Origin of the sequence: Trichocoleus sp. AS-A1 (assembly GCF_039962015.1) — a bacterium.
Classification (GTDB): domain Bacteria; phylum Cyanobacteriota; class Cyanobacteriia; order Cyanobacteriales; family FACHB-T130; genus FACHB-T130.
On record NZ_JAMPKG010000042.1, the window covers coordinates 1 to 25399 of the forward strand.

Below are 25399 nucleotides of genomic sequence, written 5' to 3' on the forward strand. Positions count from 1 at the left end.
TGTGCATTTAAGCGGATCATGTGGGCGCGGTCGCGCGTCCGTTGCGGCACGGTTTGAGCAACTCGCAACTCGCTTAACATTGAGTCCTCTGCTTCGCTTAAGATAATCCGAATAGGAGCAGGCATAAATAATGGAAAACTTCGTTTAGGGGCTTTATGCCATCTTATATTTAATTAGTCCCACCTACTTAATATCTTTATGAATAATCTGGTTTTGATGCAGGGCAGCCAGGGTATCTGCTAGCTGAATGGCAATTAGAAGAAAATGGTTTAAATCAGTTTTTAGGGAAGAATTGATAACTTTTTCCAGAGATTCTCCGTCAAAATATTCTAATACCAGTGCTAGACCGTTGTTATAGTTTTCCAATGCCAGTGATTTGACAACTCCTTCTATATCCAAAGGAAGTAAAATTTTATATTCATGTCTCAATCGAGAAATTTCTTCAAGAGTAGGATATTCTGCTTTAAGAGGATGTTTGAAAAGGTGTGAGGTGTAAGCTTTTATGCCAAGCGGCGCACCATAATGCGAATCATGGCTAGGTAGATTAACGTCTCTGATGTTTGTGGCAATAACTCATAGTCTCTAACCAATCGCCGATAGCCCATCAGCCAGCCAAAAGTCCGTTCCACGACCCAACGCTTTTTGAGCAAGACGAAGCCTTTAGTCTGCTCTGGTCTGAGCACGACTTGCTTGGGTCCAACGGCACACGTCCATCACCCAAGTCATGAAGGGATTGCCATCATGCACCACCATCAACCCAAATCGTGTGTAGCCGTGACACTGCTTTGTCCATGCGTTTGACACTCTTGAGGACTTGGAAAGCCGCCTTCGCGTTCACCTACACTGGCAGTGGTCACGAAAACACGCAACACCAAGCCCAAGGTATCGACCGTCAAGAACCGCTTGCGACCCTTGATCAATTTTCCAGCATCAAACCCAACCTGCTCACTGACCATCGCAGCAGTTTTGACGCTTTGACTGTCGATGACGGCTTCTGATGGACTGGGATGTCGCTGCTGCTCCAAGCGCACCCACTGGCGCAAATGGTCATGTATCCTCACCCAGGTTCCGTTGATGCGCCAGTTGCGGAAGTAGGTATAGACAGTCTGCCATTTGGGAAAGTCACCCGGCAGAGCACGCTAGCAACACCCCTCACACAGAAGGTAGAAGATCGCGTTGAGGATTTCCCACATCTCGACTTCACGTGGACGACCACCGGGTTTTGGTTCTGGAAGCAGGTCATTGAGCAATTCAAATTGCTCTAACGTTAGGTTGCTAGGATAAGCTTTACTCATGTAGCTCTCTCGGTGCTGTGGAATCTCTATTCGCAGCGTACACTGAATGAGCTTTTTTACTAATCTTCCCACTTCTCAAACATCCTCTAAGGGCTTTTATACTCACAGAGGTTTGTTCAGCCTCTCTAGTACCCTGATAAATAACCGTTTTGGCTCCTTCATGAAGGGGCAAAGGAGAAAGCTGATAACCCGTTAGGTTAATGCTCATTTTTGGAAGTTAGATAAGTATAGTATTGATGTGTGATATTGATAGATTCTAGGAGAGGAGACTTCTTTCGAGAAATTTCTCCGGCATAAGTTGTCGCGAAATTGACACAAATTGAATTTATACCTTTTTTTCTATAAACTCCAAATTCAATTTTTAAATCTTATAGAGCGTATGAGAGGTGTTGGGTTTTGGTTATTGCGTTTTATAAGTTACTCACGATTAGAAAATGAATTTGGAGGAAGTGCAAATCTACGCTGGAAATGTAAAATGTAGCGATCGCTACCCCATTGCCGCAGCGCGATCGCTCCAATCCTAAGTTGTCTCCTGATTACCGTTGCCAGGGCTATCTGTATGCTGGTTGGCATAGGAGAAGGCACGGACACATCATCTCATCTGTATTGAGAATGCCCTTACTTTTAAAAAAATTTTTGATTCTAAATAAATCTCTATATTACAAACACAAATCTTTATTAAGGCGGCGCTTAGCGCGATCGCCGCCTCCAGCTTTATAAAACTTCCCAATCGAGGAAGTGGTAGGAGCATTAGATAATTAAAAAAAGCTTTTGGAAAGCAGGACATTACTTCGGAGTCAGCCTCAACGATGCAAAGGACTCGTCTCAACAATCTCTTTGATGTTGTCAGCCAACAGCTGAGGCGATGGTTTCGCAATCCCTGGCGACGGATATCGCTGGTGGTGATGAGCCTATTAGTGGGCGTGTTTCTAGGAACCGCTATTCCCACAACAGCGGGACAAACCGCTAACTGGGATGTGATTGCCGCTGGATTTTTAATTTTTTTCACCGAAACCGTGAATCGGTTCGTTTACGGCAGAAACCGGCGAGTTGTGCCAACAGGTGAAGGCGTTCCCAACCGCTTATTAGTGACAGAAATGTTGAATGCGCTGAAAATTGGTCTGACTTACAGTTTATTTATTGAAGCCTTTAAACTTGGTTCGTGATGGACTCTCTTCGCCAAATTTTTAACGATTGGATCGCTAGAAAAACGCCGACTTCAGCACAGTTGGAACATTTGGCAGCACAGGCGCTAGCAGATGACTTCCGGGCGAAAGCTTTTGGGATCGCACCCGCCAATGTGGAGGAAGTCATCCGCAAGCGATCGCATTTGTTCCTCTTAATCTATCCCCATCTTTCCTCAGTCCTTAGCCCGCAGTTCCTATCCCTCAGTTTAGAAACGCTGTGGAACCTCTGGCTTCCCCTAGCCACAAAACTAGCCCAGGATCGGCAACAGTTAGGACGCCCCCTCATCCAGGGAATTTTAGGGGGACAGGGAACTGGCAAAACGACTCTGGGAGCCGTCCTTACCTTAATTCTCAAACACCTAGGGAACTCGACACTCAGCCTGTCTCTAGATGACCTCTACAAAACCTATCGCGATCGCCTTGCCTTAAGAAAGCAAGACCCCCGCTTAATCTGGCGCGGGCCACCCGGAACCCACGATATTCAATTGGGTTTAGACGTTTTGGACTGTCTGCGTCAGCCATCCGGGCAACCGATTCCAGTCCCCCGCTTTGATAAATCTGCCTGGGAAGGTGCCGGTGATAGGACGCAGCCAGAAATTGTCCAAAACATCGATATCATCCTGTTTGAAGGGTGGTTTGTCGGCGTCCGTCCCATAGACCCCGCTACCTTTGACAATGCGCCACCGCCGATTGTAACCGCTGCTGAGCGAACGTTTGCCCGTGACATGAATGCCCGATTGCAGGACTATGTACCTTTGTGGGAACGGTTAGATCGGCTGATGATGCTGTATCCCGTTGATTATCGTCTGTCTGTGCAGTGGCGACGGCAGGCAGAACACGACATGATTGCTGCTGGTAAATCTGGCATGACAGATTCGGAAATTGATGAATTTGTCAAGTATTTCTGGAAATCGCTCCACCCAGAGTTATTTATCAAACCGCTGACGAGAAATCCTAGGACGGTAGACTTGGTGATTGAGATTAATCCCGACCACTCCCCCGGTGACGTTTATCGACCGAGCGATCGCACTGATTAAAATCAATAGCAGCCTAACAAGTAAACTCGTGGCTACTTCTGAAAAAATGTAGAACAAGTGCTGGAACTGGAGATTCACATGAACAATGGATTCGAGCGGATAGAAGCGGACAATGTTTTGTGTGTTAATACAAATACTCAGAGACTTTTAATTCAGCACCCTACTTTCCAAGTGGGTGAATTCATCAACCAGATGCAGGATAAATTGGGAGCGGGAAATGAGCAAAGAAAGTGGTTTAGCGAGGGGATAAATTGCAAAGTTCTAAGACCCGGTGCTAACTGGAAACAAGGAAAGGTTAGAGTAACTCTAGAATTTTGCCCGGATGAGCCAGAATCACCACTAGAGGATATTCGTCAGCAACTCAAAGAAGATGATAGCTAATGGCTAATCTTCCGACTTGGACGCCTCTCCATGCCCAATTGCATCGAATTTTACGCGATCGCCATCTCTTACCGCGAAACCAGCCCCTATTAGTTGCAGTCTCCGGGGGACAAGATTCTCTCTGCTTAATCAAATTACTGCTAGATTTGCAGCCAAAGTGGGGATGGCATCTAGGAATTGCTCACTGCGATCACCGCTGGCGTCCGGATTCCCAAGCAAATGCTAACCATGTGGAACAGTTGGCGAGAACCTGGCAAGTCTCCTATTACTTGGAAACCGCCCCAGAAACGCCATCTATCACCTCAGAGGCAGCGGCGCGGCAGTGGCGTTATCAAGCCTTGAGTGCGATCGCCCAAACCAACAATTTCCCATACATTGTCACAGGTCATACAGCGAGCGATCGCGCCGAAACCCTTCTCTATAACCTGATGCGCGGCAGTGGTGCCGATGGATTACAAGCCCTAACCTGGCAGCGTCCGCTGACTCCAACACTGCATCCAACACTGCAACTGGTGCGCCCTCTTCTAGAAGTCACTAGGGCACAAACCGCTCAATTTTGCCAAGAATTTCAGATTCCCGTTTGGGAAGATTCTACGAATCAAGATTTCAAGTATGCCCGTAACCGTATCCGCCAGGAGTTACTGCCATACTTACAAACTCACTTCAACCCCCAAGTTGAGCAAACACTGGCGAAGACAGCGGAACTTTTACGGGCAGATGTGCAATATCTTGAAGAAGCCGCTCAGAAGCTGCTGCAACAAGCCCTAGAAAACGAAGACTCGCCACTTATCTCTCAGCATGGGCAGGGAGACGGCTCTACAACACTCAACACTAACAAAAGACTCAATCGTTTCGTATTGCGTCAAGCCCCCCTAGCCCTGCAACGTCGCGTCATGCGGCACTTCCTCGCCTCAGTTCTACCCATCGCCCCCAGCTTCGAGCAAATCGAAAAACTGACTGCCTTAATTACAGCCCCCAACCGCTCTCAAACCGATCCCTTTCCTGGGGGCGCGATCGCACAAGTCGATGGAGCTTGGATTTCAATTAAAAATTAACAATCCAAAATTAAAAATTCAGAACGACTCATTTTTAATTTTGGATTCTTAATTTTTAATTCTCATGCCGCATTCAACTAACCACCGATCAAGGTGAGGAGAACTTGCCGCATCTCAGTAATTGATTGCAGCTGATAGTCACCCGTTTCCTGAACCTGAGCCAACGTCCCTACGATTGCCTCTAACTTCTGCCGCATCTCATTCAGGCGATCCTGCATTGGCTGTAGCGTTTCCTGATAGGTATTTACCTTGCCCACGAGTTCCGCCGCCGCCGCTCTCATTTCCTGCAATTTCTGCTCTAGCTGCTTAATCTGCTGGCGCTCTTGCTCCTGTTCGCCAGCTTGATGGTCAATCATGCCTTGAGCTTGCTGAATGCTCATCCGCACCTGCTCAATCTGGCTTTCCAGCTTTTGTAGTTCCTCTGCCTGTTGTTGTCGTTGTCCCTCTAACTGACTCAGAACCGGACCCAAGTCAATCTTTTGATTGTCCTGCCCTTCATTGTCCACAATCCCTTGCCGTCGCCGCAGCACCCGCAAGTGTTGATTTAAAACTTCTTCTCGCTCCCGCAGATAGATGCGTTGACCCACCAGCGTTTCATCCAGCATTTGGTAGCAATCCTGCTCCTCTGCTAGCTCATTTTCCAAACTGAGGCGGTCATACTCGCTGGCTTGCTCAATTTTCGTCTGCAATTCCTCAACCGTTTGGCGCTGCAAGGTCAACTCTTCTTCTTGGTCATTGACAAAGCGCATCACTTTTTCCAAATCTTGCTGAAGATTTTGCACGGTTTCTTGCAGCTCGCCTAGGGGCATTTTCTCCAGCGCTTCCAGATCGACCTTTTGGCTAATTTTGACACCCGTTGAAGTTGTTGCCAGACGGTGAAGTTGCTCGTACAGCTCCTCCTGATTTCGCAACTGGAGACTCTGCATCTGAGCATACTCCTGCTTGATCTCCAGGGAGTTTTGAAGCACCATCCGCTCTAAACGCACTTTTTCCAGAGCCTCTTGAGCCTGCTTTAACTCCTCCGTGCGCCTTTGCAGTTCTTGAGTTTGCTGGTCTACTTCCGCTTGCTTCTGTTGGGCATTGTTGCGTTGTTGCTCCAGATTTTGCCAGTGCTGGTCTAGGGTTCCCTGCTGCCCATTGACAATTTCAAAAGCCAGATTCAGTTGTTCTCGCACTGCTTCCGTAGGAGCGATCGCCGAAGCTAAACGATCTAGTAATTCCCGAATCTTTTGACCTTGCTCCTCATCTAATACGGTTCCCTGTTGGAACTCCGCCTGTCGTTCCTCCAAGCGTCGCTGCTCGCCCCGCAAGTGTTCCCACGCTCCCTCCATCTCGATGCGGTTGCGATCGCACTCTTCCCGCAGTCGCTCAATTTCCTCCCGCGAACTGTCAATTTCTTGACGTTGCGCCTCCAACCGTTCAAAGTCTTCCTCCAACTGTTGCAGCTGTTCCACCCGCGCTTCCATTTCCATTTCGCGCCGGTTTAACTCCTGACTCTGATAAGTCAGCGACTGCTTCCACTGTTCAATTTCTTCTTCCTGAGTTTTCGACTTTTCCAGTTGGCGAGAGAAATTCTGCAAAATATTCACCAACTGACGCCCCGCCTCTGTCGGCGGACGCTGCACTTGCCGATTCCCGCTTAGCTCAACCAGCACCAAGACGCCACCATTAAAATTATTGGCTTCTTCAGGAGCGGGAATCACTTCATCAGACGCAGCACGCCAACTCTGGTCATTCTGCTGACAAGCCAGCAGTTTTAGTTCGGCCTTGCCACCACCAAAAACACCGCCACTCTTTTTTTGTACTTCTGCTAGATACAGCACGCTGATGGTCCTCTTGATGTATCTTGTGCCCGCTTGTTGACCGATCTCTGGTCCCACCAGAGCCATGCCGCCATAATTCTCGCCCAGGCTTCATACCAGAACGATCCTAACCTTTTCAGACCTTGTTGTGGAAGTGCCGACCCACGAAGCGCTTCCACCTTTGAATTCACACCCCAATCTAAAACGCGATCGCCTTTTGGTCAGTTTCTCCCTGAAGACTCCGTAATTTAGCCCGTGTTGGCAGCCACGTCAAGTCTTAAATTAAACTAAATATGTTTCGATTTCTTTCTTATTTAATATTTAACTTGAATCCTAGGCAATCCTGCCACAGACAATTCTCGGCTAGTTCCATTTCTAATTGAACCCGGCAAAAGCAACCAGACAAATAACTTGCATGGGTTTGACTTTTGTCAGTAAAGATTGCGCCTTCGCCAGAATCTCTTTCCCTGGTACTGTATTATCTGGCTCCATCCTTTACTCAAAGAAAAACTACCTAACTGTAAAGATTTTTATAGCAGGCACCGCGTAAAACTTGACAAATGCCACATTAACTCAGATTCAAACGGTTATTAGGAGCGCATTTTCATTACATGCAGGGAACGTTAAATGAAATTGATATACGCAGCATCCTGCAACTGATCGAATTAGGTCAGCGAACAGGTGAATTATTCGTGGAGGCATACAGCTCACCCGTCCAAGGAACGGGTGAGCATGTAGGGGCGCGACGTACCAGCATCCCCTACCGAGACGCGAAACTCAAAGAACCAGGGCCGTTTTGGTTTGTCTTCTTCCTCAACGGACAAATCGCCTATGCTAGCGATGGAACCGGCAGTTTGTTGCGTTTGCGCGACTACCTACGCCGTTATCGAGCCGAAACCTCCCTCAAAACTCTGGAAGTCCCCTTAATTGATGCGATTAATGCGCCCGAATACGGCTACTTGTGGGCACTGTTGGAAAATCATATTTTGACCCCCGCTCAAGGGCGCAGCATCATCCGCAGTATGGTGCATGAAACCTTATTCGACCTCCTCAGCCTTCATCAAGGCTCCTTCATCTTCGACATTGGCCCAGCGCTAGCACCGCAACTTACCACCCTAGAAATTGCCCCCCTCGTCGCCAAGATCATGAAGCAGGTGCAGGAATGGAAACAATTTCATCCCCACATTCAATCTCCCAATCACTGCCCAGTCATTGCCGATGCAGTTTCTTTACGCGCTGCCCTGCCAGAAAATGCTTTTAAAACCCTAGATCGCCAGCTAGATGGAAAAACCTCCCTACGGCAGCTAGCCCGATATCTGAATCGTGAAATTTTAACCGTGGCAAGAGCCATTTATCCCTATGTACAACAAGGTTGGGTACAACTGCAAAGTTGTACCAGCGACGAAACAGCAGCCAGTCGCCGAGTCGGAATTAGCATAGAATCCGATTCGACCCCAGCCAACAAAATTCCTCGCGTTGTCTGTATCGATGATGACGTTGCCATCGGTAAAACCGTCGAATATATCCTAAAACCACAAGGTTATGAGGCAACCGCGATTAGCAATCCTCTCAAAGCACTCAGTCTCGTCTTCCAACTCAAACCCGACTTGATTCTTTGTGATATTGCAATGCCCGACCTCGAAGGCTATGAGATTTGTGCCATGCTCCGGAAATCAACCGCTTTTCGACAGACCCCCATCATTATGCTGACTGGCAAAGATGGATTTATCGATCGAGTCAGAGCCAGGATGGTAGGCGCAACCGACTACCTAACCAAGCCTTTTGGAGAAAGTGAGTTATTAATGCTACTAGAGAGATATATTGGCCCTGGTGAAAAGGAATCAACGATATCAGAACCTTTAGACGCTACAGAGTTAAATCGAGAGATAGAAGAAACAGATGTACGAGTCGGGTAAAATTGCCCCACCGATGAGGCGGGGCTTCATTCAATGATGAAATTAGGAATAAACTATGGACTAGGGACTATCAACGACGGGCTACCGACTACAGATACTAAGCAAGTCGTGGGGGCAATCGTTTACCAGCGACTCTCCAAAGTAGGGGAGACATCTCGTAAACAGCGCCCGTACAGGAGTCTAAAGTTAGATGGGATACTTAAGTCATGACATGGTTGAGGGGTGAACCAATCGTGGCTTACGAGCGTTCATGTTTGAACCGGCAGACAGGTAGGTAGGGAGTTATGAGTGTAGTTCTGGTTGTAGAAGACAGTCCCGCACAACGGGCAATGATCTCAGACCTCCTCAAGGGAAGTGGGTTAACTGTAACGATTGCCACTGATGGTGTCGAAGCCTTGGAACAAATTCTCAAGTCTTGTCCCGACTTAGTGGTATTGGATATTGTCATGCCCCGAATGAACGGTTATGAGGTATGTCGTCGGCTCAAAGCCGACCCAAAAACCCAGAATGTTCCTGTGGTAATGTGTTCGTCGAAAGGAGAAGAATTTGACCGCTACTGGGGGATGAAACAAGGTGCAGACGCTTATATAGCCAAACCCTTTCAGCCAACCGAGCTAATAGGGACGGTCAAACAGCTGCTACGAGGCTAACAAGCCATTAGCCATTAGCCCAAAACTACTAACCTCCAAAGTTCTAGTAGCTTTTAGGTTTCGAGAAGTAACAAAAGCTAACAGCTAACAGTTAACAGCTAAGGAGATAGAATGGTCGGCAATCCGGACTTTTTAACAGGCAGCGGTCAAGATCACTCACCCGGATTTCAGGAACTGGAGAGTCCTGAAGGTGAATTACACCTGCGGTTTTACGTTCCATCCGGTAACGAATTTGCCCTAGGAGCCAGTGGAATCCGTGAAGTGGTTTCTCCATCACCAGACAGGATTACTCCAATTCCCAACGCTTCTCCCCTCCTGTTAGGAACGCTGAACTGGCGCGGGCAAGTGATTTGGGTCGCAGACCTCGGGCAGTTTTTAGGGGATTCATCTGCCCTGAACACAGATAAACCTGAGATTCCAGTGATTGCCGTTGAAGACCAGGACACCATGTTAGGCTTAGCCGTTGAGCGTATTGTCGGCATGGACTGGCTCGATATCGATCAGGTACAGATGCTTACTAACGTTCCAGACAGTATGGCACCTTTTCTTAAGGGTGAGTGGTTATTAGACAAAGAGAAAAATCAGTTTCTCCGACTATTAGACCAAGTCGCAATTGTTCGCTCAGCGCGATGGGCAGCATGAAATCAATTAAAAATTAAAAAGTAAAAAGGCAAAATGAATTTTTTAATTTTTAATTTTTAATTTTTACTTGTTTTGGGGGAAGCAAATGAAATCAAGTACAGATTACACACAAGAATATCAACACGCATTTTCGGCCTACACGCTGGGCAACTACGAAGAGGCAGCTGCCATCATCGATCGGTTAGTCGAAAATTTTCCCAATGACCCAAATGCTCGGATTCTACGGGGTCATATTTACTGTTATGGATTACAGCAGTACGCGATCGCGCAAGAACAATACGAGTTGGTGCCTCAGCTCACCGACGACCAAGAGTTTATCGATTGTGCCAACAACGGAATAGAATACGCCCTCTCTTGCCAAAACTACTCCGAATCGGTTGGTGCAACTTCCGATCCCGTTGGTGGCGGGTTGGAACCAGACGAATTTGCACTCAACCATGATGATTATGCGATTCAAGAAGCCAACGCAGCATGGCCATCCCTAGAAGAACCAGAGATGGCAACTCAGGACATCTCTTCTCTAGATGATTTCGACTCCGGAGATTTTCAGGATATAGAGTCTTACTCAGCGGCGAATCCGTTTGTCAGCTCGGACTATACAGATAGTGCAACAGCACAAACACCAGAAGCCTATCACGACCCCTTTGCACAATCATGGTCGCCCAGTTCTCTGGATGACGAGGCTGGATCGCCCGCAACCAATACAGATTTTGATGCAGAGGCATTTCCGCTCGACGCCTTTACTGACTTCGATCAAACGGCGGATCGTGAATTTCAAATGCCATCGGGCAACTTCGAGAATGACAATTCGACATTTGAAATTCCCAATTCTTCAGACACTTTAGAAGAACCCAATTTCAATTACTTTCCTCTGGAAGACGAAACACTGTTAATGAGATCCGGAGAGCTGGAATCTAGAAGAACAGAGGAGGAAAGTTTCGGATATGACAGTCAGGATGCCTTAGGCGATACCGAACCTTATACCAGTAGCAACGATCCCACCCGATCCCGTCACCGCCCGTTTGAGACTCATCCCTACGAAGACGATGCTACTTATGTCGCCCATTCCGATCAAAACGGGAATACCCGAAATGACCAATTTGATTTTGAAGCCTTTGACGATGCCATTGGCTATGACTCGTTTTCCTCAGAAAATCAACAGCGCAACCGGCTCAATGAAAGTAGCAGCGACTTCTTAGACGAATTTGGTGATTTTGGAGACGATTTAGGGAGCATTCCGGATTTCGATCTGTCTCATTCAGAAGGCAATAGCCAAGGATTCTCCGCAGGAATTTCCGACTTGGGAACCTCTTCAAGACGAGCATCTGGAGATTCCAAGCGGAAAGTAGAGACGCGAACTTTTACCGAATCCTCCGGAAGTTCAAGCTTGGGCGTTCACGATGATGAATTCAGCATCACCGGAACCTCCGAACAAAGCCCCGGAACGATTTCCTTTACTCCAGAAGGCTCCAAAGCAGAGCCAAATGTCACCATTGAACAAGGCCCTTTGGCTGCCTTTGAAAACGCCCCTCTGAGTAAAAAGCCGCTGATCTCTGCCGCCGCTGCCGGAATTGTCTCCGCCGTTGTCGTTGCACTCGTCAGCTTCATCTCCGCGAGTGCTGCTCCCCAAGACAGTAAAAACACTACAATCTCCCATCTCCGTAACACCAGCTGGGTGATGAGTCTGGCAGCGGGTGCCGCCACCTTTGGGACTACCCTGGCTTTAGGACGAATCACGACTCGGCAAATCAAAAAAACCACCGAAGACCTCCAAGCCCAGTTTGAGTCTGTCTCTGGTGGCAACTTTAATGCCCAGGCAACTGTTTACTCGGAAGACGAATTCGGTTCCCTTGCCGCTGGGTTCAACCAAATGGCTCGCGTCATCCTGACCACTACATCCGAAGCTCAACGCAAAGCTGAAGAGCAAGAACAAGCAAAAGAAGACTTGCAACGTCAAGTGATTCGACTGCTGGATGATGTAGAAGGTGCTGCCCGTGGGGATCTGACCGTGCAGGCAGAAGTCACCGCAGACGTTTTGGGAGCCGTTGCCGACTCCTTTAACCTGACCATTCAAAACCTGCGGGAAATCGTTCAACAGGTGAAGATGGCGGCTCGACAAGTCAGTAGAGGAGCGACTGACAGTGAAGTATTTGCTCGCGGTTTGTCTTCCGATGCGCTGCGACAGGCAGAAGAGCTGGCGGTGACTCTCAACTCGGTTCAGGTGATGACTGGCTCGATTCAGCGGGTTGCTGAAAATGCGAGAGAAGCAGAAGAAGTCGCCCGCGCCGCCTCTGCCACAGCCTTGAAGGGTGGTGAATCCGTAGAACGAACGGTGGCAGGAATTCTGCAAATTCGGGAAACCGTTGCAGAAACGACTCGAAAAGTCAAGCGCCTTGCTGAATCTTCTCAGGAAATTTCTAAGATTGTCGCGTTAATTTCAGGGATCGCTTCCCGAACCAACCTCCTAGCACTCAATGCAAGTATTGAAGCAGCACGCGCCGGTGAGGCGGGTCGGGGCTTTGCTGTGGTGGCAGATGAAGTGCGACAACTTGCAGACCGAGCTGCGAAAGCTTTGAAGGAAATTGAACAGATTGTGCTGCAAATCCAGAGCGAAACGGGTTCGGTGATGATGGCAATGGAGGAAGGTACTCAACAGGTAATTGATGGAACGAAGCGGGCAGAACAGGCGAAGCGGAGTTTGGAAGACATCATTCAGGTGTCAAATCGGATCGACGCCCTGGTTCGCTCGATTACTGCTGACACCGTGGAACAGACAGAAACTTCTTCTGCTGTTGCCCAGGTGATGCAATCAGTGGAACTGACCGCGCAAGAAACTTCTCAGGAAGCGCAACGGGTATCCACTGCGCTGCAAAACTTGGTCGGAGTGGCACGAGACCTGCTAACTTCCGTCGAACGCTTCCGCATCGAAGCTACGGAGGGGAAATAAATTGAGAAATCAGAAATTGTGGGGCAAAAACGACTGAAAATTACCCTGGAAACGCGATTAATCGGGTTTCTACAAATCGGGCAAAAATCAATGATGTCGATTCTGTATAGATTGGGTACATTAAAAGCAATCTAGTGGAGAAAAAAACTTCTTTCTCCTACTCAGCACTCCCTACGGGAAGCCGCCGTATGGGCGTCAATAGGACTCAGCACTCTCGAAGGATACTGCTATGCAGCCGGAGCAACAACAGCGAATCATGGGCTACTTCATTGAGGAGGCGAAAGACCACCTCAATACCATTGAACAGGGATTGGTGAATCTGCAAAGCACCATTGAAGATTCTGAAATGGTGAATGAAGTTTTCCGCGCCGCCCATTCGGTCAAAGGCGGGGCGGCAATGCTGGGAATCAACAGTATTCAGAGAACCTCCCACCGCTTAGAAGACTGCTTCAAAGTCCTCAAAGAGTGTCCGGTGAAGATTGACCAAAAACTAGAGTCCCTCTTTTTGAAGGTTTCCGATACCCTCAAGGAATTGATAGAACAACTCAGCGGCCCATTTGGTCTGACTGAGGAAATTGCTAACGGTATCATGTCAGGCGTCGAGCCGGTATTTGAGGAACTGAACCAGCATATGGCATTCCTAGTGAATGGGGCTGGCGGGAATGTCTCCTTAGAGGCGGCTAGCGGCGCTCAAGAGGCAGGGACGGCAACGGCGGCAGGCGGCTACCTTCGAGATGGGCAAGCCCAAAAACGCTTTCAAAGCGACGTACTCAACCAGCTGCGCGAAATGTTGCAGCTATTTAAACAAACCGACCAACCCAGGTGCAGACAACAGCTTCAGGAAATCTGCGGCTCTTTGGAACGGATGGGCGAACAATATGAATGCCCGAAGTGGTCAGAACTGATTCAGGCTTCGGCAAGCGCGATCGCAAATCCAGAAAATTCCTATCGCACTCTGGCTACTGTCGTTATTAAAGAAATTAAACAAGCCCAAGAGCTGGTGCTAGCAGGTCGCGCTAGCTCAATTGAGCCGAGTTCCCAGCTCAATGCACTCCTACCATCCTCCGCCACTCCATCGCTTTTGGAGCAACTGGATGCCGAACCCTCGCTCATCTATTCAGCCCAAGAACTAGCTGGAGCAACAACTGCCGATTTACAGACCCGAATTGCGTCTGTACAATCGCAGCATTCTATGACCCCAGCAGAAGCCGGAACTCGTCAAAGCCGACCAAAAGCAACCGACCGTTTCAACTACTCAGAGACGTTTATCCAAGAAGAACGGTTTGCGGCTGGTGAATCGGGGGCTGGGTTGAAAGAACCCTCCCTCACCTCTGCGAATTCAGATACAACGTTCTCTCAACCGAGTATCAAATCAGGTCGGGGTAAGGAATCTGCCAATCATCCAGCCGATCCCAACGGGCCGGAAGTCGGCATGGCAGAACTCAATAGCCTTGCTGATTTGTTTGAAGGGGAAGCCCCGGATCTGGATGAAACCTGGCAAGAAGAACAAGTCATTGGCGATGGGGCAGAGAATATGGGCACAGAGCGTCAGGAATGGTTGAATCTTGAACAAGAAAACGACTTTTCTGACTTACTGGGTGGTGATACAGATGGGTTAGGAAAATCTGCCACTCCAGCAACCGAGGAAGATGATTTAACTTTATTTGGATTTGGAGAAGACTTAGTAGAGGAAGGCGAAACGCCTTCAGCCGAAAGCGAACGGGAAGATGCCGCACAATTGTTCGCAGGTAGCGTGTCAGATGGAAATGGAGATGAAGATGATTTTTCTGACCTGCTGTTTGCGGCAGATGCCCCAAGCGCAGCTTCAGAAGCAACCCCATCAGAGAATTTAGCCAATCTCTGGAGTGACAGTTTCTTAGAAGATGAAGGCTTTGAGCAACAGGAGAATGCCAACCTTTTAAGCGAGTCGCTTGCGGCTGCTACAGATGAAGATTTATTAGGCATTCTTACCTCTGAGAATTTGGACTTGGCACTCTTGGCGACAGAATCTGAAGCGTTAGAGTCGGATTCGGATGAAGATCTGTTCGGTGCTGCGGGTATAGATACTAACGAAAATGACTCGATCGAGGCAGCAGCGAGTCAGGAGTCGTCAGACTGGGAATTGATGACAACAGGAACGCTGTTTGGCGAAGCAGCCGAGAACAGCAACCAGGAAGTTTCAGAAGAGTTAGAAACTCCATCGATCATGTCTATAGAAGGGTCGGACTGGACTACAGATTGGTCGAGCGAGGATTTGCAGGTACTCGATAGTGTTGCTGCCGCCGAGCCAATCGCCACGACTGGTAACGATTTGCCAGATTTTGTGTTTGAGGATGAGCAGAGTACGAGTACAGCTTTGACAGGCGATTTGGAGATGGGGAGCCTGTTGGAAGATGAAGTTGATTTAACGGCAGCAGGTTGGGAAGAAGAACCCGACTTTAGCAACTTGGATCTGTTTGAAACCCCACACGCCAGAGCAGACAATGGCGATGTTCTCGAGGAACTGATGTTGGATGACAACACAGATCTGTGGCTTGAAGAAACGATGCCAAGAAACGAGACAAACGACCTGCTGGACTTGAGTGCAGCAATAGGAACTCCTTTTGAGTCAGAAGCGATCGCACCCGAAATCGAAGCGGATGCGGTAGGAGATGTTAACCTCGACTTTAATTGGCCTGCCATACCAGGTGTGGAAGATATCGATGCCAGTACAAGCAGCGTTGACAGAGCTTTCCTAGAGGATTGGTCAGCAACAGACTTGGCGTGGGACGAGAGAATCCAACCCGCGGGCTTCTCAGAAGTAACAGCAGCTCAAATGCCAGGAACGGCACGAGAAGACCTAGAAGATTGGGAAAACCAACTGGAGTTCAATGAAACTTTGGTTGAAGAGCCATTCTCAGCTTTAGACGATTTAGATATTCCCAGCAATTGGGCGTCTCCAGATGCATTTGCACTGGATACAAGCGCCTCAGACGCAAGGAACGAAGAAGCACTGGACTTGTTGGAGTTGGACAATCCACAAACCAGTCCCTTTAGCCTGGATTGGGAAAGTGAAGCGGAAAGCACTGGTAGCGAGATCGAGAACCTAGCGCTACAAGAAGATGCAGATGCGAATGGGGCGCTAAACGCTGTTCCTAATCTTACCGAAACTGTCTCGGTAGATGAGTTAGGTGATTTCTTTGGGTCGCAAGCAGCAGAGCTAGAAACAACAGAATTCGCATCTTTAGATGAATCTCTTGACATGAATGGGGAAAGCCATGAAGTGCCCCAACTTGACGCATTAGATAACTTCTTTGAGGCAGAGCCAGAAGCAACTGCAACAACTGAGTGGGATAGTTCTCTGGACTTTGCCAGCATGAGCCTATCCGATGGAAATACAGATGCTTTTGATGCTAGCCTAGGCGAGCCGTTATCCAGTTTGTTTGATCCTAGTCAGGAAGAGTCGCTGGTTTCGGCAGACTCCTCCGATGATTTCTTCGCTGCAACCGATGCGTTTTTAGAACTACCGTCAGAGGAAACATCTCAAGGATCTCTGGATGCCGCAGAAAATCTAGAAACAATGTTAGGCGATGAGCCATCTTCCAGTACCGATGCGCTGGATGCGCTGGATTTGAATGAAGAAAATCTGTTAGCTACTGAATTCGACGCTGAGTGGGGAATCGACTCAGCAGCAGTACCTGTCGACGCAGCTTTCGAGCTTGATGAGGATCTCTTAGATTCCTCGTTGCCTGCGGAAGCCCCAGAGAATCTGGAAGCAATGTTTGGAGAAGCACCTGCACCAACTCCAGAAGCGCTGGAATTAGCAGATTCAGACCTATTTGGCAGCGACATGGACGATGCTGAGTGGGGAATCGACTTGGCGGCGGTGCCGGTGGAGTCAGACAATTTGAAAGCAATGTTTGGAGAAGAAGCATCATCTGCACCGACTCCAGAAGCGCTGGAATTAGCAGATTCAGACCTATTTAGCAGCGAACCGGAAGCTGAGTGGGGAATCGATTTAGCCGCGATGCCGGTGGAGTCAGAGAATCTGGAAGCAATGTTTGGAGAAGAAGCATCACCTGCATTGACTCCAGAAGCGCTGGAATTATCAGATTCAGACTTATTTGGCAGCGAAACGGAAGCTGAGTGGGGAATCGACTTAGCAGCAGTGCCTACGGAAGCCCCAGAGAATTTGGAAGTAATGTTTGGAGAAGAAGCATCATCTGCATCGACTCCAGAAGCGCTGGAATTATCAGATTCAGACTTATTTGGCAGCGAAACGGAAGCTGAGTGGGGAATCGACTTAGCCGCGATGCCGGTGGAGTCAGACAATTTGGAAGCAATGTTTGGAGAAGAAGCATCATCTGCACCGACTCCAGAAGCGCTGGAATTAGCAGATTCAGACTTATTTGGCAGCGAAACGAGCGAAACGGAAGCCGAGTGGGGAATCGACTTAGCCGCGGTGCCGGTAGAGTCAGAGAATCTGGAAGCAATGTTTGGAGAAGCATCTGCACCGACTCCAGAAGCGCTGGAATTAGCAGATTCAGACTTATTTGGCAGCGAAACGGAAGCTGAGTGGGGAATCGACTTAGCCGCGGTGCCGGTAGAGTCAGAGAATCTGGAAGCGATGTTTGGGGAACAAGAAGCACCAACTCCAGAAGCGCTGGAATTATCAGATTCAGACCTATTTGGCAGCGAAACGGAAGCTGAGTGGGGAATCGACTTAGCCGCGGTGCCGGTGGAGTCAGAGAATCTGGAAGCGATGTTTGGGGAACAAGAAGCACCAACTCCAGAAGCGCTGGAATTATCAGATTCAGACCTATTTGGCAGCGAAACGGAAGCTGAGTGGGGAATCGACTTGGCGGCGGTGCCGGTAGAGTCAGAGAATCTGGAAGCGATGTTTGGAGAAGAAGCATCACCTGCATTGACTCCAGAAGCGCTGGAATTAGCAGATTCAGACCTATTTGGCAGCGACATGGACGATGCCGGGTGGGGAATCGACTCAGCAGCGGTGTCTCAAGAGGCAGCTTCCGAGTTAGAGGATCTCTTAGGTAGCGAACCAGTAGAGTTTGGGGATGGATTGGATTTTCAAGAGAATCTGTTAATTGGAGAAATTTCTTCAGAAAACCAAGCGTCAGATGCAGATGAGTTGAAGGAAGTTGACGATCTCTGGGACTTAGTGACAGAACAACAAGAGATTGCAAATCCTTCAGAGGCTGCTGTTGCAGATGAGTTGTCTTTGCTAGAGACAGTTGGGGAACAAGACCAAGACTTAGCCATCTCATTAGTGGAAAACGATGAGTTTGACGAATTAGAGGCAATGTTGGGTGAGGAAGTGTTCGCAGAACCAGCATCTAACTTGGCAAGTAACGATGAGTTTGACGAGTTGGAAGCACTGCTAGGTGAAGAGGAATCCGTCCCAGCGGCTTTTGATGCAGAAGACATGAATGAGTTTGCTGACTTGGAAGCTCTCTTGGGGGATGATGAACCTCAGCTTGTTCCTCAATTTGCTCAATCGCAGCGTTCTCCTACGAAGCCGATAGCTGAAACAGCTACATCCGCAGACGCCCTTGACGATGGATTTGGGGATTTGGAGGAACTGTTGGGACAGGCTGAGGAGACGATGGGTGGGCCACGTAGTGTGAAAACAAGCCCAGGCCAAGTTCGCCCGGTTAATCGTCCCCGTCCGGTTAAAGTGTTTGAACAGACCATGCGGGTGCCGGTTAAGCACCTAGACAACCTCAGCAACCTGGTGGGGGAATTAGTGGTGAACCGGAACACTTTGGAACAGGATCAAGAACGCCTGCGACAATTTCTGGATAACTTGCTGCACCAGGTACAGCAACTCAGTGACGTGGGAGCAAGGATGCAGGATCGGTACGAGCGATCGCTCCTAGAAAGCTCTCTACTCGCCAGTCGTCAAAGCAATCGGTTCAACGCCCGACCTGACCATACGTCGGCAGCGCAGGAGGCTCCCGCCAACAGCCGTTTTGGTTTGGGTGAATTGGAACTCGATCTGTTTACGCCTTTCCACAGCCTTTCCCAAGAAATCATTGAGCTAATTGTCCGCGTCCGAGAGTCGGCGGCTGACATTGAATTCCTCGTTGATGAAACCGACCAAGTCGCCCGGATGCTGCGGCAGGTGACGACTCAGTTGCAAGAGGGATTGACGCGATCGCGCATGGTGCCTTTTGCCCAAACTGCCGACCGCTTGCCCCGTGCCGTCCGCGAGATTTCTCTCAAGTGCGGCAAACAAGCCGAGCTACAGATTGAGGGTCGGGAAACCTTGATCGATAAAGTGATCCTGGAACACCTCTACGATCCGATGACGCACCTAGTGAACAATGCCATCACTCACGGCATTGAACCGCCAGAAGTGCGTATAGCCGCTGGAAAGCCTCCCGTAGGTCGGATTACCATCCGAGCCTTCCATCAAGGCAACCAAACCGTTATCTCCGTCTCGGATGATGGCGCAGGCATTGATTCAGAACGGGTAAAGGCAAAGGCAGTCGAAAAAGGGCTGATTACCACATCTGAAGCCAAGTCCATGACCCGTCTGGAAGTCTACGATCTGCTCTTCCATCCTGGTTTTAGTACCAAAGACAAAGCCGATGACTTCTCAGGTCGCGGCGTCGGGATGGATGTGGTTTGCACCAGTTTGAACGAAATTCGCGGTGTAATCACAACAGACTCCACCCTAGGCAAGGGCACTACCTTTACCGTTCGTCTGCCCCTTACCTTAAGTATTTGCAAAGCACTTTGTTGCCTGAGTGACAAAGCTCGCATTGCCTTCCCGATGGATGGGGTGGAAGATATGTTGGATGTGCCCCAAGACCGCATTCAAACGAACTCAGAAGGTGAGACCTGTATCTCTTGGCGCGACTCTCTCATGCCCTTCCAACCTCTAGAGGAACTACTGACCTACCAGCGTCACCTCAGTCGAGGCACCGTTTATGGTGGAAACAGGGAAGATGACATGATTTCGGTTGTCGTGCTACGCAGTGCTGGCAATTTTATCGCCGTCCAAGTAGATCAGGTGCTGGGAGAACAAGAAATTGTGATTAAGCAACTGGAAGGCCCTGTGCCCAAGCCCCTAGGCGTCGCAGGTGCTACTGTCTTAGGGGATGGTCGGATCATGCCCATTGCTGACGTTCTAGAGCTGATTGACTTAGCGACGGGTCGGATTGGCAAAGACCGTAACGTTTCTCTGTGGGATAAGGCGGGTGTTTCCCTTCCTGTAGAGGCTCCAGCAGTGAAGACCGATCCGATGGTCTTGATTGTAGATGACTCAATTACGGTGCGCGAACTTCTCTCCATGACCTTTAACAAGGCAGGATACCGAGTGGAACAAGCCCGTGACGGTCAAGAAGCTTGGGATAAACTTCGGTCGGGTCTGCCTTGCGAGATTGTCTTCTGCGACATTGAAATGCCTCGCATGGACGGACTGGAGTTGCTCTCACGGATTCAGAAAGACCCCAGCCTCAACCATCTGCCGGTAGCCATGCTAACTTCTCGTGGCGCTAGCAAGCACCAGCAAATGGCAGCTCAGTTGGGAGCCAAGGGCTACTTTACCAAGCCTTATCTGGAAGAAGCGCTCCTTGATGCCGCCCAACGGATGATCAAAGGTGAGGTGCTGCTGAGTATTAACACGAACGCCTAATAGTAGGGGCGGGGAAACCCCGCCCTTTCTAGATAAAACGGAAGATGAGAGTAGGTAAGGTGGGCAAGTGTCCACCTTTTTTGATATCCGGCTCCTTTTGATATCCGGCTCCGGCGAGACAATGGCACCCAGCCTGAAACAGCCTGGGTTCCATCAATCATGACCCAGGAAACCAGTGAGGTATTGGCTTTTACCAAGCGCTTAGGTCAAAAATCTACTGGTTGTTGCCCCGCCGCTACAGGCGCTACAGAATTTAACTTCAACTCTGGATGATCCGCTTGCACCTGCTGACAATTCCATTCGTTTCGGAACAACAGCACCGGACGCCCCCAGCTATCCTTCACCGTCACGGTGTTGAAAAGACGCCCTACTTTTTGCAGAGCCTCCCAGCCACCGGCTACCCAACGAGCCACACTATAAGGCAATAATTCTGTGTGAGTTTCAACACCGTATTCATTCTGCAAGCGAAATTGCACTACCTCAAATTGCAATTGTCCCACCGCTGCTAGGATTGGGTCGCGTTTGCCTTCATCCACTGAGTACATGATTTGCACTGCACCTTCTTCCCGCAATTCCGAGACGCCCTTGTGGAATTGCTTGAACTTAGAAGGGTTGGGGTTTTTCAGATAAGCAAACAATTCCGGAGAGAAGCAGGGAATACCTTCGTACTCTAGCTTCTGACCCGTATAAATCGTATCGCCAATTGCGAAGACGCCAGGATTGTTCAATCCAATAACATCGCCGGGATACGCTTCTTCAATCGATTCTCTATCTTGGGCAAATAGTTTCTGAGGACGAGACAAGCGAACGGTTTTGCCAGTACGGGCATGATTCACTGTCATGTCTTTTTCAAACTTGCCGGTACAGACGCGCACAAAGGCTATCCTGTCGCGGTGCTTCGGGTCCATATTGGCTTGCAGCTTGAAGACAAAACCCGTGAATTCTGGGTAAGTGGGTGGAATTGCACCATTACTGCTTTGCCTGGAACCGGGTTTGAGGGCGTAGTCGAGAAACGCATCCAAAAATAACTCCACCCCAAAGTTGGTCATGGCGCTACCAAAAAACACGGGCGTCATGGTGCCATTGTGAACGAGGTCTAGATCCAGTTCTGAGCCAACGCCTTCCAGGAGTTCTAAATCTTCTTTGAGCTGATAGTAAAGTTCTTGCTCTAGCAGTTCTTCAATTCGGGGATCTCCCACGTCTACAACGGTATCCAGGGCTTCCCGCTTGCCATGTGCGCTGCGCTCAAATAGGTGAATTTTCTGCTGGCGTCGGTCGTAGACGCCCTTGAATCGATCGCCCATTCCTATTGGCCAGTTTACGGCATAGGTTTGCAATCCCAATTCCTGCTCAATTTCATCCAGCAGTTCCAATGGTTCCCGTCCGGGGCGGTCGAGTTTATTCACAAAAGTGAAGATGGGGATTTTTCTCATCCGGCATACTTCAAATAGCTTCCGTGTTTGCGGTTCCAAACCTTTCGCTGCGTCAATCAGCATCACCGCATTATCTGCTGCCGCCAGCGTCCGATACGTATCTTCACTGAAATCTTGGTGTCCCGGAGTATCCAGCAAATTAATCTGACAGTTGTGATATGCAAACTGCAACACCGTCGAGGTAATCGAAATTCCCCGCTGTTGCTCCATCTCCATCCAGTCAGAAGTCGCCTTTTTTTGCGCCCGACGCGCCTTCACCGCCCCCGCTTCGTGAATCGCACCTCCGTACAGCAACAGCTTTTCGGTCAGCGTCGTTTTACCCGCGTCGGGGTGAGAAATAATCGCAAAGTTACGCCGACGCTCAACCGCTGCTTGTATTTCAGATTGAGTGGTTGCTTCTGGGGGCTGGAAATCAGTAAACATTCGGATGCCTGGTTCGGTACTTTCAACAAAAATTATAAAAGGTTAGATTGTGAAACGATGAAGCGTATCCGTATACAACAGACGGAACAACCCAAACCGGAGATAGCCTTTTTACTTTTATTCGTTCTAGGGTTCCGATTGGACTAAGACGCGATCGCTTCTTTCAGTAACATTCCCGATTAACAACTCTTACCTTCATCAAAAATTTAGATTCACTCCTGCTAGCCGCAATTCGCTAGCAGTTTTGTCTAAGGAGGTAAGTCCAATTAACCGGAAGACCTTGCCCATTCGCCTGCTGTGTTGACAAGCGTTGCTCTTCCATTCGCGAGAACCTAATGCTAACAGAGGTTTCCTCTGTTTAGACTTTTCGCCCCAAGAAAGGGAGAAAGTTTCTCTCTTTCGTCAATAAAAATTCTCACCCTTCTTCCCCCGACTTGTGGGTGAACTGAGAACGCAGGGAAGTTTCGTTTAAGGTTGCACTTTCTTTATATCTATCTACTTAATTTAATTCTAAGCGGATATATTCCGTTAATACTCGTCTCCTATCTCAAATTACGCACTGCTGACGAATCCAAATACAAGGCGCTAAGCAAAGCAAGTTTTTTTTTAAGTTCTACGCTAAGAAACCAACCGTCTTTTTGCAAGAGCAAAACCACTGTAATTTATCCGGTGCAGACCTACCCGTGCCAGCTCTCGCAAGCGAGCGATATTCAGCTATAAAGTAGCAACCCCAAGGAGACTTTATGCCATCACTCTTGCACAATCTTTTTACTTCCGGGCAATTTATCCCGCACGGACACTGCTATTTGTGGAAAACAGGGCTAGTGTGGCTGCATATTCTGTCAGATGGTTTAATCGCCCTGGCTTATTATTCAATTCCGCTGCTGTTGGTTTACATTGTCCGCAAGCGAGGCGATTTGCCCTTTGATTGGGTATTTCTGTTGTTTGGCAGCTTCATCATCGCTTGTGGGACGAGTCATGTGTTGGAAATTTGGACCCTATGGCACCCAATGTATTGGCTGTCAGGGTTAGTGAAAGCTGTAGCTGCTGTGATTTCTGTGGCGACAGGTATTGTATTGATGTCATTGATTCCTAACATCCTAGCACTGCCCAGTCCCGCTCAGATCGAGGAAGCCAACCGCCGACTGAAATCAGAAATTCAGGAACGTCAGCAGATAGAGGCGCAGCTGCGAAGTCAAGAATACTGGCTGAATACCCTGATTGATGCGGTTCCGAACGTGGTGAATATGAAAGACGGTGAAGGACGCTGGCTGATCTCGAATCAAGAAGGACTGAAGCTTTTTCAGCTCGAAGGTGTCGATTATCAGGGCAAGACAGACGCAGAACTAGAAGAATATACAGAATTTTATCAGGAAGCTCTTTTTGATTGTCAAGAATCCGATGAAAGAGCGTGGCGTGCAGAAACCATTAGCCATTACGAAGAAGAGATTTTATTACCCGATGGTTCAGCGAAGAAGTTTGATGTCGCCAAGGTGCCCTTATTCAACCCAGATGGAAGCCGTAAAGGGATTGTAGTCGTAGCAAGCGACATTACTCAACGCAAGCAAGTAGAGGCGGCATTGCGTGAAAGCGAAGCGAAAAATCGCGCCTTCATCCAAGCCCTACCGGATATGTTGTTTCGGATTTGCAGTGATGGGACTTTTATGGACTTTCAAGCGCCCAGAGAAGATGCTCTGGCGATGCCTCCCAGTCACTTTTTGGGGAAAAGCGTGTGGGAGGTATTACCTACCGAGTTGGCTGAAGCTACCATGTACAACGTATCGAAAGCGATCGCTTCCGGTGAAACACAACTCTACGAGTATCAAATGACTTCCCTAGACGGCAACCAGCACGATTATGAGGCTCGGTATGCGCGTAGCTTAGAATCAGAAGCTTTGGTAATAGTACGCGATATTAGCGAACGGCAAGCCGCGCTTCGCGAACGCAAGCAGGCAGAAATCGCTTTACAAAAATCGGAAGCGCAATTAAGACAACAGACACTTCATCTAGAAAAAACCTTATGTGAGTTGAAACAAACCCAATCTCAATTGATTCAGAGCGAAAAAATGTCTAGCTTGGGTCAATTGGTTGCTGGTGTTGCTCACGAAATTAATAACCCTATTAACTTTATTTACGCCAACCTAATTCACACCGACGAATATACAAAAGAATTACTACATCTGATTCGCCTCTATCAGCAACACAATTGCGAACCTGTTCCTGAAATTGCCGCAGTCGTGGAGAACCTTGACTTAGATTTTCTTCAGGAAGACTTACCCAAAATGCTGTCCTCAATGAAGGCGGGGACGAACCGTATCCGCGGAATTGTCTTATCGTTGCGAAACTTCTCGCGCTTGGATGAGGCGGAGGTGAAGGCGGTTAATCTCCACGAAGGCATTGACAGTACGCTGCTGATCTTGCAAAACCGCTTGAAAGGGAAACTGGGACGCCCAGCGATTGAAATTATTAAAGAGTATGGCAATCTGCCCCCCATCGAGTGTTATGCGAGGCAACTGAATCAAGTATTTATAAATACCATCACCAATGCAATTGATGCCTTAGAAGAGGCAGAGGCACAGAGGCGCAGAAGTGCTGAGGAGAATTTGGTACACTCTCCTCAGCAGCTTTGTTCCCCAGCGCCCCTGCCTTGGATTCGGATTCGCACTGAAGTTCAAGACGATCGTCAAGTTGTGGTTCGGATTTCTGATAATGGTCTTGGGATAACGGAGGAAGTACGCCAAAAGCTTTTTGACCCCTTCTTTACAACTAAACCTGTTGGTAGCGGCACAGGTTTGGGGTTATCTATCAGTTATCAAATTGTAGTCGAAAAACACGGCGGCAGCTTGAAATGCATTTCAGCACCGGGACAGGGGGCAGAGTTCGCGATCGCGATTCCAATTCGGCAGCAACATCAGCAAACGGCTGCGGTCAGTGACCGAAATTCTGCCGCTGTTTCCGGATAAATTCTCTCTGCTTTAGTACCAGAAACTTT

General features: G+C 48.7%; 13 protein-coding genes and 1 pseudogene. 10 read left to right on the plus strand and 4 right to left on the minus strand.

What is annotated here, in order from left to right; translation table 11 throughout:
* Positions 1-183: 183 nt before the first annotated feature.
* Both NC994_RS23555 and NC994_RS23560 read right to left on the minus strand, forming a co-directional pair.
* Positions 184-570 carry a protein kinase gene (locus NC994_RS23555; RefSeq protein ID WP_190438442.1) on the minus strand — a complete coding sequence of 129 codons (387 nt, stop codon included), beginning with the start codon at positions 568-570 and terminating at the stop codon, positions 184-186.
* Positions 501-1295 (minus strand): annotated as a pseudogene (locus tag NC994_RS23560) (IS5 family transposase). The gene NC994_RS23555 and the pseudogene NC994_RS23560 overlap by 70 nt, the downstream one beginning before the upstream one ends.
* Positions 1296-2104: 809 nt before the next feature.
* Here NC994_RS23560 and NC994_RS23565 point away from each other — a divergent pair.
* The 4 genes from NC994_RS23565 to tilS all read left to right on the plus strand — a co-directional run bounded on the left by NC994_RS23565 (position 2105) and on the right by tilS (position 4955).
* Positions 2105-2461, plus strand: coding sequence for a DUF565 domain-containing protein (locus tag NC994_RS23565; protein WP_190414525.1), 357 nt, complete (start codon positions 2105-2107; stop codon positions 2459-2461).
* Positions 2461-3519: a glycerate kinase gene (locus tag NC994_RS23570; RefSeq protein ID WP_190438361.1), complete on the plus strand. Its 1059-nt coding sequence runs from the start codon at positions 2461-2463 to the stop codon at positions 3517-3519. The genes NC994_RS23565 and NC994_RS23570 overlap by 1 nt, the downstream gene beginning before the upstream one ends.
* Positions 3520-3597: 78 nt before the next feature.
* Positions 3598-3900, plus strand: coding sequence for a KGK domain-containing protein (locus NC994_RS23575; protein WP_190438364.1), 303 nt, complete (start codon positions 3598-3600; stop codon positions 3898-3900).
* Complete coding sequence (tilS, locus tag NC994_RS23580) at positions 3900-4955, plus strand: tRNA lysidine(34) synthetase TilS (protein ID WP_190438375.1); 1056 nt, start codon at positions 3900-3902, stop codon at positions 4953-4955. The genes NC994_RS23575 and tilS overlap by 1 nt, the downstream gene beginning before the upstream one ends.
* A gap of 77 nt (positions 4956-5032) precedes the next feature.
* Here the strand turns inward: tilS and hmpF are convergent, their stop codons facing one another.
* Entirely contained in the window at positions 5033-6844 is a 1812-nt protein-coding gene (gene hmpF / locus NC994_RS23585; RefSeq protein ID WP_348225628.1) for a pilus motility taxis protein HmpF, read from the minus strand.
* A 524-nt stretch (positions 6845-7368) separates the two neighbouring features.
* On the opposite strand from hmpF, the gene NC994_RS23590 reads away from it, so the two are divergent.
* The 5 genes from NC994_RS23590 to NC994_RS23610 all read left to right on the plus strand — a co-directional run bounded on the left by NC994_RS23590 (position 7369) and on the right by NC994_RS23610 (position 20551).
* Positions 7369-8673: a response regulator gene (locus tag NC994_RS23590; protein ID WP_190438378.1), complete on the plus strand. Its 1305-nt coding sequence runs from the start codon at positions 7369-7371 to the stop codon at positions 8671-8673.
* A gap of 284 nt (positions 8674-8957) precedes the next feature.
* Complete coding sequence (locus tag NC994_RS23595; protein WP_190414517.1) at positions 8958-9323, plus strand: response regulator; 366 nt, start codon at positions 8958-8960, stop codon at positions 9321-9323.
* A gap of 111 nt (positions 9324-9434) precedes the next feature.
* On the plus strand, positions 9435-9965 hold the full coding sequence (locus NC994_RS23600; protein WP_190414516.1) for a chemotaxis protein CheW: 531 nt from the start codon (positions 9435-9437) through the stop codon (positions 9963-9965).
* A gap of 85 nt (positions 9966-10050) precedes the next feature.
* Positions 10051-12912 (plus strand): methyl-accepting chemotaxis protein, encoded by a 2862-nt coding sequence (locus NC994_RS23605; protein WP_190438380.1) that lies wholly within the window; start codon positions 10051-10053, stop codon positions 12910-12912.
* Positions 12913-13141: 229 nt separating this feature from the next.
* Positions 13142-20551, plus strand: coding sequence for a hybrid sensor histidine kinase/response regulator (locus NC994_RS23610; protein ID WP_199299724.1), 7410 nt, complete (start codon positions 13142-13144; stop codon positions 20549-20551).
* Positions 20552-20757: 206 nt separating this feature from the next.
* Here NC994_RS23610 and prfC read toward each other — a convergent pair whose 3' ends face one another.
* Entirely contained in the window at positions 20758-22407 is a 1650-nt protein-coding gene (gene prfC / locus NC994_RS23615; protein ID WP_190438385.1) for a peptide chain release factor 3, read from the minus strand.
* A 743-nt stretch (positions 22408-23150) separates the two neighbouring features.
* Between prfC and NC994_RS23620 the strand changes: the two genes are divergently transcribed.
* A complete protein-coding gene (locus NC994_RS23620) occupies positions 23151-25370 on the plus strand; it encodes an ATP-binding protein (protein ID WP_190438388.1) in 2220 nt (739 codons plus the stop codon).
* Positions 25371-25399: the final 29 nt, after the last annotated feature.